This is a genomic window from Arthrobacter sp. 1088 (assembly GCF_031455315.1).
Classification (GTDB): domain Bacteria; phylum Actinomycetota; class Actinomycetes; order Actinomycetales; family Micrococcaceae; genus Arthrobacter.
In genome coordinates this window covers 149,781-165,108 of sequence record NZ_JAVDSM010000008.1, presented here as the reverse complement: position 1 = coordinate 165,108, position 15,328 = coordinate 149,781, and the positions used below count along the sequence as shown (strand labels likewise).

Genomic DNA, 15,328 nt, shown 5'->3' with positions numbered 1-15,328 from the left:
CATCACCGGCACGGCGGTGCTGTTGTCTCCCGCACAATCAATTGGTGCGGCGCTACCTCTGAATGAACGGCACCGGCGATGCCATCGAGTTCGTCCAAAAGCATCTTGGTGCCCAGTTCGGCTTGGTCGTCCGGCCGTTGACCCACCGTTGTCAGGCCCAGGGCTTCGGAGAAGTCGTGGTCGTCGATTCCGATGACTGAGAGGTCCGCGGGCACTCGAACGCCGTGTCGCGTGGCTTCGAAGATGACCCCCATGGCCATTTCATCGGAGGAACAGAAAATGGCCGTAGGCTTGCGTCCGGGCTGGCTCCAGAGGCGGTTGAATGCCTGCTGCCCGCTGGCAACCGTGAAGTCACCCCATTCGTCCCACTCGGGACGGACTTCCAAGCCGGCGTCGGTCATGACGTCCTGGAAGGCGCGGATCCGGACGCGGGGAACGTCGAAGTTCAGGTCTGTCTCGTCATCGCCATGGAGCAGGGCAATGTCCTTGTGTCCGAGGTCCAGCAGGTGCCGCACGGCGGTGGTTGCGGCGTCGTAATCGTTGATACCGATGTAGGCACAATCCTCAACGTGTCCGCCAACAACCACCAACGGGATGTCGATCTTGTGGAGGTGTTCCAGTTCGTCCTCGCTGAGCGCCATACACAGCACCAGCAGGGCGTCGATCTGTTTGTAAACCATGGTGGAGCTGAAGAGCCGCTCGCGATTGCTGCCATGGCCGCCAAGGTTGAACAGGGAGAGGTTGTACTTGCGTGAGTGCAGTTCCTTGTCCGCGCCTTCGATTGCCTTGGAGAAGAACCAACGGCTGACGAAGGGCGCCAGGACTCCGATGGTGCGCGTACGCCCAGTGGCCAGACCCGACGCCGACGACGACGCCACATAACCCAGCGACGCCGCCACTTCCAGGATCTTTTCACGGGTTGCCGGCGAAACCCGTGGCAGTCCCCTGACGGCCCTGGAAACGGTAGCCGTGGACACTCCCGCTGCTGCTGCGACGTCCTCGATGCTGACGCCTGTATGACCACCGCGCTGGGACCTACCCGTTGTTCGTGTCACAGGCCCCCCTCTCCGGCTGCCTTCACTTCGCCGTTCTCTGTCTCATGGCGAAGAATCAGTCTATTTTGTGCAGGCCTTGGTTACGCAGCGGAGTCGTTCCGCTGCGTAACCAACGCTGCAATTGTCTAGCCCTTGAGACCGCCGGACAGCAGGCCCCGGACGAAGTACCGCTGCAGGCCGAAGAACACCAGAAGCGGGATGATGATCGACACGAAGGCCGCGGCCGGGTTCAAGTAGTCCCTGGCACCGCGCGTGCCGGAAATCTCTGCCAGGCGCTGGGTGATAGGTGCTACGTCGGCCGTTCCGCCGGAGAACACCAGCGCAACCAGGAGGTCGTTCCAGACCCACAGGAACTGGAAGATCGCCAGCGAAGCCAGTGCCGGAACGGAAAGCGGCAGGATGATCCGCCAGAAAATGGTGCTGTGTCCCGCACCGTCCACCCTTGCTGCCTCGATAACTTCACCCGGGATCTCGGAGATGAAGTTGTGGAGGAGGAAAATACCCAGGGGAAGGCCGAACATGGTGTGGGCGATCCACAGCTGCGCATACGAACCCGCAGGCAAATGCAGGGTTTGCGTGAAGAGTTGCAGGAGCGGAATCAGTGCCATCTGGAGCGGGATGATCTGCAGGGCAAAAACGAAAATGAAGAGTGCGTCGCGGCCCTTGAACTTCCCCCATGCGAAAACATAGGCGGCCATGGACGCCAGTACCAGCACAAAGATGGTGACTGGAATGACGATCGCCACGGAGTTGATGAAGTACTGGGAAAGGTTGGCAGACTGCGAGCCCGCCGGGGTAAGGACATCCACATAGTTCTTGAAGGTGAAGTCCCAGTCAAGGAAGGCGTTCCACCAGCCGTTTGAGCGGGGGCCTACTTGCTTGGCTGCAGGCCTGAATGAGGTAACAAAGAGGCCAAAAGTCGGGACAGACCATACGACGGCGATGATGATCGCTGCCGCTGTGGCCCACTTGGAAGTGAGCTTGGTCTTGACCCTGCGCATCATCGGCTGGGCGTCCTCCGTGGGGTCCGATCCAGGACGCTGCCGGGTGGCGGCCTTGGACGCCTCTTTCGGGGCTGGCGTGGCTGTCAATGGATCTCCCTTTGCTTGCGAAGGACTCGAGCGTTGTACACGACGATGGGCAGCACCATGAGGAACAGGATCAGGGCCAATGCGGCACCTCGTCCCGGCTCACCGGCACGAAAGGCCTGCGTGTACATTTCGTTGGCCACAACCGACGTGTCGTAGTTACCGGCCGTCATGGTTCGAACAATGTCGAATACCTTCAACGTGGCGATCGTAATAGTAGTCAGGACCACCACCAGCGCCCCACGGATACCCGGGACCGTCACGTTGCGGAACTGCTGCCAGGCGTTGGCCCCATCCAAACGGGCCGCCTCGATGAGTTCCACGGGGACACCCTTGATGGCCGCGGAGAGAATCACCATGGCGAAGCCGGTTTGGATCCAGACCATCACGATGATCAGGAACACTGTGTTTTCCGGGGCGTCCAGAAGGAACTGCTTGGGGTTCATTCCCAACGCGTCACGGATGAAGTTGATCACACCAGTCTGTTCGATGCCGGGGCCGCGGTAGTCATACACGAGCTTCCAGATGATACCGGCGCCTACAAAGGAGATGGCCATCGGCATGAATACCAGGGACTTCAGAACCCGCTCTCCGCGGGCCTTATCGATAAAGACGGCGTAGGCCAAGCCGAAAGAGGTTGACAACAGGGGGACCAGGACGGTCCAGATAATGGTGTTACGCAGCGTGGTCAAAGCCTCAGGCTGGGTAAACATCCAAACAAAGTTGTCGAATCCGTTGCCTTGGCCACTGGCGTCCGTGAAGGCCAACATTGACGTGCGCACCGCTGGGTACACGAGGCCCACCAGCATCAGGATTCCGGCGGGAGCCAGGAATCCTGCCACCGTAACTTTGTCCTTGACTGATTTCGGTGCTCTGTCCACCACCAGCATGAGGATGCCGATAATAGCGGCAAAGATCGCCAGGGCGATCACTACTTGAAGGAGTTTTCCTCCGATAAATTCCATACCCAACCTCCGGGGCGTGAGTGAATCACTAGGTTCCGGGAAAAACGCTGCCTCCCCGACTGGGCAAACCAGGCAGGGGAGGCAGCGCTTTCGGAGTTAGCCCTTCGGCCAGCTGGACTCGATGCTGTCAGTTACCTGCTGGGCGGAGCTGCCATTGATCCAGGCAACGATGCCCTTCCAGAACGAGTTGGAACCCACGGCGCTCGGCATCAGGTCCGAACCGTCAAAACGGAAGACGGTCTTGGGATCCTGAAGGAGCTTGATGGACTGCTTGTCCAGGGCCGACTGTGCGTTGTTCGGGTCAAGGCCCTTGTTTGCACTGATGGCGCCGCCGAGCTTCACGCGGTTGTTGGCGAAGTCCGCACTAGCCATGAATGCCAGGTATGCCTGGACCTCAGGGGTGTCCTTGTAAGCGGCGACCGACTCGCCACCACCGGTGATGGCAGTGCCCTTGGATTCATCCACCGGAGGCGTCATGAATGCCCAGACGTCGCCGTCTTCGGCCACGTTAGTACCGGCAGGCCAGTTGGCTGCCTGGAACGATGCCTGGTGGTGCATGGCGCACTGTCCGTCCAGAACCGGCTGGCCAGCCTGGGCAAACGCGGTGCTCAAGATCGAGCGTGGGTCACCGAAGCCGCCGTTGACGTAATCCGGGTTGAGGAGGATGTCGCCAACCTTGTTGAAGGAGTTGACGATCTTGGGGTCATTGAACGGAATCTGGTGCGTGATCCACTTGTCATAGACTTCCGGGCCTTCGGCACGCAGGACAACGTCCTCGATCCAGTCGGTACCCGGCCAACCCGTGGCTTCGCCCGATTCAAATCCGGCACACCATGGCTTCATGGTCTTGTCGTCTGCGATCTTCTTGGTCAGGTCCATCATTTCGTCCCACGTCTTGGGGACCTGCCAACCCTTGTCCTTGAAGGTCTTGGGCGAGTACCAGACGTATCCCTTGACGTTCGCAAGCATCGGGGCGGCGTAGAACGTGCCGTCCACCGTGCCGTACTTCTTCCAGTCTGCGGACCAATTCTTGTCCACAAGATCGGACACAGTCTTGGGAGCGGGCTTCAGGTAACCGGCCTTGGCCTGCGTGGCCAGAAGACCGGGCTGGGGGAAGATCGCTACGTCAGGGGCCGTACCGGACTGGGCCCGGACACCGATCTGGGTCTCGAACTCCTTGCTGCCCTCGTACTTGACCGTAATGCCCGTGCACTTTTCGAACTGTGCCCAGGATTCCTCGAGGTTTGTCGCTTCGACGTCGACGATCGTGGAGTAGACGGAGACTGTCTTGCCGTCGTGCTTGCCGTAGCTTTCGTATGCGGAACAGTCGTCCGACGCGGTGCTTCCGCCGCCGCCGCCGCTGTTTCCGCTACATGCGGACATGGTAAGTGCCAGAACGCCGGCCGCTGCGACCGGGAGCAGGTACTTGGTTTTTTTCATGCTGAAGACTCCTCGCTGAGTACAAGAAAATCGTGGCGCGATTGATGTGGTGGCCCTCACACTAGCGAGGTTGTCCATAGAAATGCAAGCGCTTACACCGACCGTAACCACAACGATACAAAGTAACCTTTGCATCGCGCCGGAACTGCACCGCAGCGATCGCCGGGCGCCGTCGTCGACGTCTTGAATCCGCCGCCTGCAGCGGCCGCCACCGCACGGGCACGAGGAAGTCGCGGGTCCAACACGCACGTCATGAGATTTGTTTGCCCAGTATTGCCTATGCAACAGTGGGAAGTGTGGATGAACTTGAAGCACTCCAGACTATCGGCCGCCTGATCAAAGAAGAACGGCTGGCCCAGGGGCTGAGCCAGGTGCAGTTGGCCAAGCAGGCTGGAACGGCAATCAAGACTGTACGGACGCTGGAATCCGGTACGCGCCGCACCCAGGAAATCAATCAGCGCAAGCTCGAGCACGCCCTGGGGTGGCGCGCTGGATCCATGTCTGAAGTCCTCAAGGGAAAATCCAGCTTCGCTCCGGACCAAATCACTCCGGACGACATGCGCAGCAGCGACGAGCCACGGCAGTCCCCGGGGCCTCGCGTCATGGTACCGGCAGCGCCTATAGCCCGGGCCTCGCATCTTTCAGACGAGGAACTCCTCGCAGAACTGACGTACCGGATGATGCACCGCAACAGGGGCTAGCTGGTTGCTGACAGTTGCTGCCGGCGCACCATCTCGTTGATCCAGGCAGGCGCGAACGGAGAGGTGCAGTTGGGCGGAGTTGGGTAATCCTTCAGCACCTCCAGTCGCTCACCAATACTCAAGGCGCGGGCGCGATACTCCGGGTGTTCGATGCCGATCTGGGCCAGACAGGTGTTCATCGCCCACTGCAGGCGGTCCGGGGCGTCCTTCATCCCCTCCTCGATGGCATCCAGCAGCCCGGTAAGGTCCAGGCCGGCCGGATCCTTGACGACGCGCTCCGAGGTCAGCGCCCAACCGGCACTCGCCACCAAGGGATCCTTGTCCGCAAACCAGGCCACCCGCAGCTCTTCGGCGTGCGGATTCTTCTTGACCACGTAATTCACGAGCCAGTCATGGACTTTGGGGGTTCGGGCCTCGCGCAGCATGGTGTCCAGATCATCGGATCCGTACGACTTAGGCCGGCAGATCAGCAGTGCCAGCAGCTTCGCCGCGGTGTCATCGGTCTCCCAAAGCTCGCGGGAAAGTTCCGGCTGTATCTTCAACCGCTTCGCAATCGCGCGCAACTTAGTGAGGTTCACACCGTGATCGTCACCGTGTTTTTCGTTCACCTCGCGCGACCTCGGGTCTTCCAGCGCGGCCAGCTCGGCCATGACGCCAGCCAGCGTCGTCCCAGTTGCAGCCGTACCAGTCGCAGTTTTCCCGACCACTGGAGCCTCCCGTCCATCGCGTGTGAAACTCAGCCTACTAGGCGTGGATGCGAGGGTTCGCCGATTGCCCGCAGGCGGGATGACAGCTCATAGGGTGCGGTCCAGCACGTTCCTGAACTGCCATCCCCGCACCATGCGGTTAGGGCTACTTCCCGCCCTTGAACAGGCCTGCGATCTTGGAGCCGAGACCCTTCACGTTTTCGGTAACATCTCCGGCGATTTCCCTGGATTTCCCGGCAACGTCACCAGCAAGTTCCTTAGCATTCTCACTCACGTCACCGGCGAAAAATTCCTTGACGTTTTCTGCTGCATCGCCTGCGAATTCCTTGACGTTTTCTGCAGCCGCTCCAGCAAACTCCTTGACATTTTCAGCGGCCTCGCCGGCAAATTCCTTCGCATTTTCAAGTGCCTCGCCAGCTACATCCTTGGCCTTGCCCGCAGCGCCTTCCACTGCTTCCGATCCCGTGGTTTCTTCACTCATGGTGCTCTCCTTCGTGACGGTTGAACGCTGATCACTCCCGGTATTTACCCTGCAAAGCAATCAATCGCATCAGGGAGTTTTCCCCCTCTACTTTCAAACTATTGGCATTCACGCGGGTTACGCAACGCAAAACACCCCGAGTGAAATATTCGGCAAAATTAGCCAGGACAGTCAGCGAACCCGTTCAGCTTTTGTAAATTTCGCACGGGCCCCTGATGCCATATGGACCAATACGGGCGTCTTCTTGCCGATCACCAGGTCCAGGGCTTCGACCAGCCGTGAAATTTCGGCAGCAAGGAGGTGCGGTGCCACGCCCTGCCGAGGCTGGATGCGCACCCTTAATCCGGGCTGGCCTTTGACCTCATACGTGGCCACAGACGCGCCGGCGAGGTCCGGCCGATCTGCCAAAGCTGCCCGGAGCGCCTGTTCCGCGACGCCGCCACCGATCTGGACCTCACCGTCCACATGGCTCTCGTCGTCGCTGGCCACCAGAAGGTTGGCCCGGCCTTTACCCTGTTGCGACACCCAGGCGACCATCGCAATAATGATGGCCACCAAAACCACACCGGCCACAATCCACAGCCAACTTTCCTCACGGCCGGGGAACCGGGTTCGCTGGAATGCATCCTCGGCACGGGCCCACATGTCCGCGGCCCAGCCGTGCCACCACGTTGCTACGGCCGGAACAGTCGCCAGCAGGAGAAGAAGCAGCCCAACGGCCAGGAGTTTCACGCCAATGATGAAGAGAAGCACCCGGTTGAGGGCACGCGGTGTTTCGTTCATGCGCCGACCACCCCCGACGTAGAGAGGTTCACCCGAACAGTGGGCATGGGAAAGGGGGACATTTCATCGAGTTCGGACTGCACTGCTTGTAGGACGGCTTCCTCGCTGACCCTGCTGCCGGAGGTGGGCCGGACGTTGACCACCACTGACTGCCTGGACACAATCACCATGACCTGTTCCGGTGTCACGTTGGCGGCAGTCCGCGCACGACGAGCAAGTGCCGAGGCCAGCACTTCGTCATCAACGACGACGGCGGTGCGTGGGTCCCGCAGCAAATGCCGGGCCCGTCTGCCTGGTAAAACAGCGTGAAGGAGGAAAAAGAGTCCGACCATGGCAATGACAGCACCGCTGGCGCCAAGCAGAAGAGGCGGCATGCCCGCCGGAAGTGCGATGATTCGCTCCGCTGCCGTGCTTGGGTCAATAAGCCATGGCGGTTGGCCGATGGCGCGGAGCGCAGATTCCAGAAGCGCGAGGACGCAGAGAATGATCACCAGCACGGCGGCGATGGTGGCTGCTCCAGCCCGGGACGAGTGCGTTTCCCTGCGCAGGACACGGCTCATTGCCGGGTCCTCGCCGGCGATGGGGCTGGCTCCGGAGCCAGCGTCAGAAGGTTCAATGATTGTTTGCTGGTCCTGTGTCACCGGACGCGGCCTCCCTCTGAAACGTGGGCTCCACTAATCCTGATATCCACTCTGCTTATGCGGAAACCACTGAGCCGGGTCACACGCTCCAACACCGTTGCCTTTGCGGCCACAGCACGGTCCCAGATGGAGCCGCCGAAGCCCTGGACACGCTCCGGATTGCGCAGTACTTCACTCAACGCGGGGATGCTGATAGGTGCCACGATAGACAAAGCCAGCAGGCCGTCGTCGTCCGACCAATCTGCGCGGATGTCGCTGGGTTCCACGCCGAGAGCCTCGGCGGCCGCGGCTTGTGCCAGCGATGTCAAAGCCTGGGTACTGATCCGGTTATGTCCGGCCAGGCTGGTGGTAGGTTCCACAGCCCCAGCCACGCTCATGACGAAGAGCGCCGGCCCGTAATGGCGTCCAGGACGCTGCGAAGATCAAGCTTGCCTTCGGCTGCACGGCCCAGGAGGGCGCCTATGCCCATGAAGAGCAGTGAGATAAGGAAGCCCCACAGCCCGAATTGGAAGGACATGAACGCCACGAAGGCGCCAATCGCGATTCCCACAACGGTCATGCTCATTGCAGTGCCTCCCTTTCGACCACGACGGTTTTGGGCTTGGGTGGCGGGGCCACATAGACATCGTTGATCTCGATGTTGACCTCGATGACCTGCAGCCCGACGAGTTCCTCAACTGCCCGGTAAACAGCAGCGCGGACCTGGTTGGCGACGCTGTGCAAGGGATGCCCGTAGACAGCGACAAGGTTGATGTCCACCGCCACCTGGGTCTCGCCCACTTCGGCGCGAACACCCGCGGCATGGTCCGAACTGCCAACAGCGTCACGGATTGCGCCAAGCGCGCGGGATGGACCTGAGCCCAGGGAGTAGACACCTGGAACCGCGCGTGCAGCGATGCCGGCTACTTTTGCCACTGCCGCCTCGGAGATAATGGTGCGTCCGGTACCGAGGACCTCGCCCTCAGGCGCAGGGTCGATCTGCAAGTTCTGATCTGACATCGAAGCACTCCCCTTCTCTTGAGTACCACCCTAGCGTCTAGCTCCGACGCTTTGTGAGAGAAGCGAGTGTGCGCGGCGGCTACTTGCAGTTCTTATCCATCCAGTCCTGGATCGGCTTCATAAGTTCCTCGAATTCAGGCTCCCCGTACTTGCGGAAATCCGTTCCGGCGGACTCCGTATACGCCCTCAGCTTCTCAAAGCTCGGCTTCAGTTCGTCAGGCACCTTGCCCTGCATTTGCGACAGTTCTTCCTTGGCCTTCTTGATATCTTCCGGGTCGCCGCCCACCAAGGCCGCCAACGGAAGGATGGTCACGCTCAGCATGGCCGCACTGACGGAGATGCACGCTTCAGACAAGGAAGCGAACTCGCCATAGACGCCGCCTGTGCCTGTGGTCGCGTCCGGGCTTGCACTGATCTCCGCGGACGGCTCGGCACTGGATTGTGGGGCGCTGGCTGCTGGGGCGTTCGACGACGCAATGGGCGTGGGCTGTGCAACCGGCAGCGGGAAAGAGCAGGCACTAAGCGCCAGCGTTCCGATCAGAAGACACCCGATCAGCAGCGGGCTTGTACCTCGCCGGCCGGCACCTTTCCTGCGATTCCTTCCAGGAAGCCTGGACGTGCTCGAGCCTGTGGTTTCGATCATGGTGTCCCCCATTGGATTGCGTGCGATGACGAACCGGCGAGGGCAAGAATACGCCCGGCGGGAGGCAGTGAACAGAGGTTGAGTTATCCACAGGAGGTTCTCTTCGAGGGGGTCCTTGAAGCCCGCGCCACCTAGACTGGCCGACACATCACCAAACAGCCGCTGGGGAGCCTGTCATGCGACGCCTTTCGTTTGCCTCTTTTACTGTTCTCATCGTCCGCGTGGCAGCTGCTGCGCTCGGGATTTCGCTGGTGCTCACCGGTTGCCAGGGCGGCAGCCCACCGGGCAAACCACCCACAGAAACAGGCCCGACGACGGCGTCCCCCACCTCTGGCGCAAGCGGATCAGGTGCTCCCGTGGCTCCTTCCGGGAGCGCCACTCCTTCCGGTGTGTATAAGCCTGCGGATGCGAAGGGCAAAGCGCAGAACGTGCCGGTGCCCGTTATGCCTGAGCTGGCTAAGGAGAACACGAAGGAGGGGCTGGAGGCGTTTATCCGGTATTGGTACGCGCAACAGAATTACGCGATAGAGACGGGCGACCAATCGATCTGGTCAATTCTCAGTACAGAGGAATGCCTTACGTGCAAACGGATCGAGAAAGGCCTCCACGACAGCTACACCAATGGTCGCTGGACGTCTGGAGGGAAAATTTCCGTCCCAGTCATCGAACCACTTTGGACGGCGGGAGCGAAGGTACAGCAGGCCAAAGTGCAGGTCATCCAAGATCAAGCAAACTACTTCAACGCTGATGGAAGTACTGGCCGGCCCGCCGAAGCTGGAACGAATTCTGCCTTCGGGATGTTCGCGGTTTTCCGTTCGTCAGGGTGGATGGTGTCCAGTCTTGGCGTCATTAAGTAGGCGCTTTTTCTTCTCCGTGACCGTAGCCACTGCGTTCGTGATCATGCTGGCTGGACTATGGCCACATGCATTCGCCTGGGCGGACGATGATGTTTGGGCGGGCTACAACAATCAGATCGGCGCCGTGGACATGTCCGACAACTTTCGTCTTGATCCTGTGAGCGGAAGATTGAGTCCCATCTTGGATGGTGGATCTTTATCCCCCACACCTGACGACCCGAACCAGTACATGGCAGATACCCACTGCCGGGCAGACGGCCCCGACACCGTCGATCCCGGTTGCCTGGCCTTAAGCTGCCCTGCCACAACACCGGGCGGTGATGAAGGAACACCGGTGATCTGGAAACAAGCCCCCAAGTCCATCACCAACCCCGGCTGGACAAACTGGATCCCCGTCAGCGGACCCACCTGCCTGTACGACGCCCAACCCGAAAACGTTCTCGCGAACATCGCAGCCCGGATCCTGAACGACTTCCGCCAGCTCCCCGTCAACCCGGGAACCCTTGAGGCCCAACCCTTCCCCCACACCCTCAAAGGCGGGCCCACAAACTTCTACACCACCGCCGCCGAACAAGCCTTCAACATCACCATCCTCGGCCAAACCGTCCACCTGAGAGCAACCCCGGCCAGCTTCACCTACACCTTCGGCGACGGCACCAGCCTGGGCCCCACCCCGGCAGCCGGCTATTCGATCCCCGAAGCCGACTGGCTCCTCAACGACACCCGCACCAGCCACAGCTACACGGCAACAGGGAACTACCCCGCCACCATCACCACCAGCTTCACCGGCACCTACTCCGTAAACAACGGCCCAGCACTGCCCATCAACGGAACCCTGGACCTGACCACCCCACCAAAAACCATCCAGGTCTGGAAAACAGAAAAAGCACTCGTCGCCGACACCTGCCAGGAAAACCCCACATCCTGGGGCTGCCCCAACGCCGAAAAATGAAGGAGCCTGCGGCTTCCCGAACCTCATTGAGAGAAAAAGGGACCCAAATCGCCCGAAAACAGCAGCCTTGGCCCGCAAAGAAGGTCAGGAAACCACAGCACCCAAAAGGAACACACCCAAGGGGATCAGGAGAACCACGTGTCCGGCGGAGAAGCCGTGTGCAGCAATGGCAACGCGATGGCGCGGGACGGGGCAAGAGGTTGGCCCATTTCGCCCAGGACTTGCCGGGCCAGGGCCACATCGTTGACGCAGATCCCATCGACTCCGAGTTGGACGGCTGCGCTGATTTCATCACTTGTCGCCAGAGTCCAAGGGAACACCTTGAGGCCGACGCCATGAGCCTCGGCGACCAATCCGGCGTCGAGAATTTCAAAGGCGGGCGCAATGGCGGAAGCGCCGGTTGCCAAAGCAGCCATCACAAATTCTTTAACGGCAGAAGGATAGAGGCCTACCGACCGGACGGGGCTCTCCCTGCTCAGCGCCACCAGCGGAACTCCAGGCAACATTCCTGACAGTGCCCGAATGATTTGAGGATCGAAGCTGCGGACGCGCAAGGCCTGTTCACCCTGGTGAGCCTTGAGCAGCCTGGACAATTCAGTCACTATTCCGTGGCCATACTGGTCCCAGGCCGCACCGTCAGTTTTGACCTCAATGTCCAGAACGACGTCGGCGGCATTGGCGAATCGCAACAACGCAAGGGTCTCGGACAGCGACGGCGCACGCGTTTCAGGATCGACGTCGGTAATCGTCGCCGGGTGCTTCTCAACTACAGCCTGAAGCATGCTTTCCAACCTGATGTCGGCGGTTCCGATGACGGCGTCGTGCCTCAATACCAGTTGCATGTCAGACGTGAGCCAGACATCGACTTCTATGGCATCAACGCCAAGGCGAAGTGCCTCGACGAAGCTCGCCAACGTATTCCCGTGCCGTGTGGCAAGAACGCCCCGGTGGCCCTGAATTTCGATCATTGATCTTCCTATTCCGATTCGTCCACGACGGAAACTTCAATAACAGTGGTGAGCTGGGACAGTTGGGCCACGATGTCCGACGCTGCCATGGTGCCTTCAATCTCCAGCTCTATCTCAATGAGGTCAGCTGTGGCGGCGGTTTCGGTAGCAGTCATCAACCGGTCCATCACGCCCTTGGACTCGGCCGAACCCCGCGTCGTAGCGAAACCTTGAACACGGAAACCTTGCTCGGTGCACGTTCGAAGCACGTCCCTCAGGGCTCCGACACCGTCCATATAGGTAACTTTCAACATCCACTGGCTTGGCAAACCAAAGCGGAGCTTCGCAGTCACCACGGGATAGACATAGACGATGACGAAGTGGGCTGCGGTGACGAATACCGCGGGAAGCAGGAGGCCTGCCCCGGCGGACGTTCCGACTGCTGCTGTAACCCAGATGGAGGCTGCTGTCGTCAATCCGCGGACTTGGTTCCGCCGCACGAACACCAGCCCCGCCCCTATGAAGCCAATGCCGGAAACCACTTGAGCCGCCAGGCGGGAGGGATCCAGCCTCACCAGGTCCACTGTCAGGACGTCGCTAAAGCCATATTTGCTCACCACCATGAACAGTGCGGCTCCAAGTCCTACCATGGCATGAGTTCTCATGCCCGCCGACTTGTTCTTGCTCTGGCGTTCAAAACCTATGGCTGTGGATAGGACGAGTGCTGCGGCCAAGGCCAGACACATCTGCCACCACTGTGTATCCGCGCTGAAGATCACTTACTGCTCCGATTCGGTTATCAACCCCCTTCTTCTGTCCTCTTTGTGGAAGATCCAGTCCGATACGGATGTTCCATGCAAAAGCAGCCCAAGGTAGGCACGACGCGAGCCGGTCCTCCCGCTAATTCTTCAAGCCATGGAACGTACCAGTCAACGCTTCTGCACATTCGTGCAAGTTGGTCGAGGAACTTTGTAAGGACGTATTAGCATGGTATTTTCAGCCAGTATTTGTGGCTGAAAATACCCAGTAACACGCCAGGGAAGCCTATTTCCACCGTCGCAGAATCGGGTCTTGTGATCAGCCATCTTTGTGTGTAGGTTGACCATGACCTGAAGTTAGGTTGTCAGGTCAAATATGAACAAATGCTTTTTTGCAAGTGCTAAGTCGCCCGGACAGCGATGACGAGGGGGTCAACGTGAGGGTTTTCCATGGGCAGATTAGGTACAAGTGATGCGCAAACCAGCAGGGCACCGGTCCACAGACCGCCAATAAGCACCCCGAAGAACCGACGGTGGAACCGGAGAACACGCAGGGACGCATGGGTTTTTGCCGCTTTTGCGGCACCCAATGTCCTGCTCATCCTCCTCTTTACATACCGTCCGCTGGTCACCAACTTCTACTATTCCACCCTCGACTGGACGCTCGGGGCGGCCACAGCAACGAGTGTGGGACTGGGTAACTATGTGGAGTTCTTTACCTCCCCCGACGCTTCAAGCGTGCTGGGCGTAACAGCCATATTTACGATCACCACCGTTGGCGGTGCGATGATGCTGGGCCTGCTGGTGGCGTTGGCTCTTAACCAGAGGCTGAAGGGCACAACATTCGCCCGGGCAGTGGTTTTCGCGCCCTATGTCCTTTCCGGAGTCGGCGTCGGCTTGGTGTGGTTGTTCATTTTCGATCCGACGTACGGCGTCCTTTCATGGATGCTCCGCACAGTTGGCCAGGCGAGCCCCCAGTGGGTCAACGATCCTAAGCTCGCGCTGCTCATGGTCATCATCGTGTACGTGTGGAAGAACCTCGGCTATTGCGCAGTGGTGTATCTGGCAGGTCTGCAATCCATTCCCACCCAGCTCCTGGAGGCTGCCGCGTTGGATGGTGCCAGTAGCCTGAGGCGCTTCACGTCGGTGGTGCTTCCCCTTCTTTCCCCCACCACCTTCTTCCTCCTGATCACCTCACTGCTGAGCTCCCTGCAGGCGTTCGACATCATCCGCATCATGACTCCATCCGGCAACGGAACCAGCACGCTGATCTTTGACTCCTACCTTCAGGCATTCGGCTCCTACAACCGGGCCGGATACTCCGCGGCCATCTCGGTTGTGCTGTTCGCCGGCTTGCTCGTCATGACGGCCGTGCAGTTGCGCTTCGTGGAGCGAAAGGTTCACTACTCATGAGCACCAACACCGTTAAAGCCACACCACGTCGTGACCGCCCGTTCTCCTGGCAAAACCTTGGCAAGACGATTGCCGGGGGTTACGTCCCCCTTCTGCTGGCAACCATGGTTGTCTTCGTGCCCCTCCTATGGATGATGTTGTCTTCCCTCAAAGCGCCCGGCGAGATCGTGACAACAAACCTGACCTGGCTGCCGAAGAGCCCCAGCTTTCAGAACTACGCAGACGCAGCATCCACCGTGCCCTTCGCGCGATTCTTCCTCAACAGCGTGATCGTCACGGTCATCGGATCCACCATTAAGTGCGTACTTGCAGTCTTCACGGCCTACGCACTCGTGTTTGTCCGTTTCCCCTTCAAGAGGGTGATCTTCCTCCTGATTCTGGTTGCGCTGATGGTCCCGCCGCAGGTTTCCGTGCTTCCCAACTACGTTTTGATCGCAGGCATGGGAGGGCTCAACACGTATTGGGGAATTATCCTTCCAGGCCTGGGGACGGCGTTTGGCACTTTCCTCCTCCGGCAGCATTTCCTCACACTGCCGCCGGCAATCCTGGAATCGGCGGAAATCGACGGAGCGGGCCACTGGCGCAAGCTCTGGAAGATCGTTGTCCCGGTGTCCGTGCCGAGCATCGCGACCGTGGCTTTGGTGACAATCGTTTCTGAATGGAACGAGTACATCTGGCCACTGATCGTCACCGACCATCCAGACATGATGACCCTTCCTGTGGGTCTAACGCAGCTGGTTAACAGCGATGGCAGCACCCAGAACTGGGGCATGCTCATGGCCGGCGCGGTCATCGTCCTTCTACCGATCTTGCTCATCTTTGCCGCACTGCAGCGATACATCGTCTCCGGGCTCACTCAGGGCTCGGTTACAGGCTAAAACTCCACCCTTCGAGGTTG

The 15,328-nt window shown here is 59.8% G+C and carries 19 protein-coding genes; 5 read left to right on the top strand and 14 right to left on the bottom strand.

The window, feature by feature from the left end:
* Positions 1 to 2 precede the first annotated feature (2 nt).
* The 4 genes from J2Y41_RS14445 to J2Y41_RS14430 all read right to left on the bottom strand — a co-directional run bounded on the left by J2Y41_RS14445 (position 3) and on the right by J2Y41_RS14430 (position 4,548).
* Positions 3 to 1,055: a LacI family DNA-binding transcriptional regulator gene (locus tag J2Y41_RS14445; RefSeq protein WP_309929476.1), complete on the bottom strand. Its 1,053-nt coding sequence runs from the start codon at positions 1,053 to 1,055 to the stop codon at positions 3 to 5.
* Between the two features lie 125 nt (positions 1,056 to 1,180).
* Positions 1,181 to 2,146: a carbohydrate ABC transporter permease gene (locus J2Y41_RS14440; protein WP_224095005.1), complete on the bottom strand. Its 966-nt coding sequence runs from the start codon at positions 2,144 to 2,146 to the stop codon at positions 1,181 to 1,183.
* Positions 2,143 to 3,108: a carbohydrate ABC transporter permease gene (locus J2Y41_RS14435; RefSeq protein WP_224095004.1), complete on the bottom strand. Its 966-nt coding sequence runs from the start codon at positions 3,106 to 3,108 to the stop codon at positions 2,143 to 2,145. Before J2Y41_RS14435 ends, J2Y41_RS14440 begins: the two co-directional genes overlap by 4 nt.
* A 96-nt stretch (positions 3,109 to 3,204) precedes the next feature.
* Positions 3,205 to 4,548 (bottom strand): extracellular solute-binding protein, encoded by a 1,344-nt coding sequence (locus J2Y41_RS14430; RefSeq protein ID WP_309929471.1) that lies wholly within the window; start codon positions 4,546 to 4,548, stop codon positions 3,205 to 3,207.
* A 296-nt stretch (positions 4,549 to 4,844) separates the two neighbouring features.
* Here J2Y41_RS14430 and J2Y41_RS14425 point away from each other — a divergent pair, with 296 nt between their 5' ends.
* The gene (locus tag J2Y41_RS14425) at positions 4,845 to 5,249 is read left to right on the top strand and encodes a helix-turn-helix transcriptional regulator (protein ID WP_224095002.1); all 405 of its coding nucleotides are present in this window, start codon (positions 4,845 to 4,847) and stop codon (positions 5,247 to 5,249) included.
* On the opposite strand, the gene J2Y41_RS14420 is transcribed toward J2Y41_RS14425, so the two are convergent.
* From J2Y41_RS14420 to J2Y41_RS14385, 8 genes are all read right to left on the bottom strand, one after another.
* Positions 5,246 to 5,899: a DNA alkylation repair protein gene (locus J2Y41_RS14420; RefSeq protein ID WP_309929466.1), complete on the bottom strand. Its 654-nt coding sequence runs from the start codon at positions 5,897 to 5,899 to the stop codon at positions 5,246 to 5,248. The two genes, J2Y41_RS14425 and J2Y41_RS14420, sit on opposite strands and share 4 nt — an antisense overlap.
* Before the next feature lie 202 nt (positions 5,900 to 6,101).
* On the bottom strand, positions 6,102 to 6,437 hold the full coding sequence (locus J2Y41_RS14415) for a hypothetical protein (protein ID WP_224166168.1): 336 nt from the start codon (positions 6,435 to 6,437) through the stop codon (positions 6,102 to 6,104).
* A gap of 171 nt (positions 6,438 to 6,608) precedes the next feature.
* Positions 6,609 to 7,220 (bottom strand): hypothetical protein, encoded by a 612-nt coding sequence (locus J2Y41_RS14410; RefSeq protein ID WP_224094999.1) that lies wholly within the window; start codon positions 7,218 to 7,220, stop codon positions 6,609 to 6,611.
* Entirely contained in the window at positions 7,217 to 7,861 is a 645-nt protein-coding gene (locus tag J2Y41_RS14405) for a DUF6286 domain-containing protein (RefSeq protein WP_224166167.1), read from the bottom strand. Before J2Y41_RS14405 ends, J2Y41_RS14410 begins: the two co-directional genes overlap by 4 nt.
* Entirely contained in the window at positions 7,858 to 8,238 is a 381-nt protein-coding gene (locus J2Y41_RS14400; protein ID WP_224094995.1) for a hypothetical protein, read from the bottom strand. Before J2Y41_RS14400 ends, J2Y41_RS14405 begins: the two co-directional genes overlap by 4 nt.
* Positions 8,235 to 8,426, bottom strand: a complete 192-nt coding sequence (locus J2Y41_RS14395) for a hypothetical protein (RefSeq protein WP_216922303.1) — start codon at positions 8,424 to 8,426, stop codon at positions 8,235 to 8,237. Before J2Y41_RS14395 ends, J2Y41_RS14400 begins: the two co-directional genes overlap by 4 nt.
* Positions 8,423 to 8,860: an Asp23/Gls24 family envelope stress response protein gene (locus J2Y41_RS14390; RefSeq protein WP_223947702.1), complete on the bottom strand. Its 438-nt coding sequence runs from the start codon at positions 8,858 to 8,860 to the stop codon at positions 8,423 to 8,425. Before J2Y41_RS14390 ends, J2Y41_RS14395 begins: the two co-directional genes overlap by 4 nt.
* A 79-nt stretch (positions 8,861 to 8,939) precedes the next feature.
* A complete protein-coding gene (locus tag J2Y41_RS14385) occupies positions 8,940 to 9,503 on the bottom strand; it encodes a hypothetical protein (protein WP_309929461.1) in 564 nt (187 codons plus the stop codon).
* A gap of 176 nt (positions 9,504 to 9,679) precedes the next feature.
* Between J2Y41_RS14385 and J2Y41_RS14380 the strand changes: the two genes are divergently transcribed.
* Positions 9,680 to 10,360: a DUF6318 family protein gene (locus tag J2Y41_RS14380; protein WP_309929459.1), complete on the top strand. Its 681-nt coding sequence runs from the start codon at positions 9,680 to 9,682 to the stop codon at positions 10,358 to 10,360.
* A gap of 16 nt (positions 10,361 to 10,376) precedes the next feature.
* Complete coding sequence (locus J2Y41_RS14375; protein ID WP_309929457.1) at positions 10,377 to 11,312, top strand: hypothetical protein; 936 nt, start codon at positions 10,377 to 10,379, stop codon at positions 11,310 to 11,312.
* A 125-nt stretch (positions 11,313 to 11,437) separates the two neighbouring features.
* On the opposite strand, the gene J2Y41_RS14370 is transcribed toward J2Y41_RS14375, so the two are convergent.
* Together J2Y41_RS14370 and J2Y41_RS14365 are read right to left on the bottom strand one after the other, a co-directional pair.
* Positions 11,438 to 12,280 carry a glycerophosphodiester phosphodiesterase gene (locus J2Y41_RS14370; protein WP_309929455.1) on the bottom strand — a complete coding sequence of 281 codons (843 nt, stop codon included), beginning with the start codon at positions 12,278 to 12,280 and terminating at the stop codon, positions 11,438 to 11,440.
* A gap of 8 nt (positions 12,281 to 12,288) precedes the next feature.
* The gene (locus J2Y41_RS14365; protein ID WP_309929633.1) at positions 12,289 to 13,005 is read right to left on the bottom strand and encodes an MgtC/SapB family protein; all 717 of its coding nucleotides are present in this window, start codon (positions 13,003 to 13,005) and stop codon (positions 12,289 to 12,291) included.
* Between the two features lie 462 nt (positions 13,006 to 13,467).
* On the opposite strand from J2Y41_RS14365, the gene J2Y41_RS14360 reads away from it, so the two are divergent.
* A complete protein-coding gene (locus tag J2Y41_RS14360) occupies positions 13,468 to 14,430 on the top strand; it encodes a sugar ABC transporter permease (protein ID WP_309929452.1) in 963 nt (320 codons plus the stop codon).
* On the top strand, positions 14,427 to 15,308 hold the full coding sequence (locus tag J2Y41_RS14355) for a carbohydrate ABC transporter permease (RefSeq protein ID WP_309929450.1): 882 nt from the start codon (positions 14,427 to 14,429) through the stop codon (positions 15,306 to 15,308). Before J2Y41_RS14360 ends, J2Y41_RS14355 begins: the two co-directional genes overlap by 4 nt.
* Positions 15,309 to 15,328 lie beyond the last annotated feature (20 nt).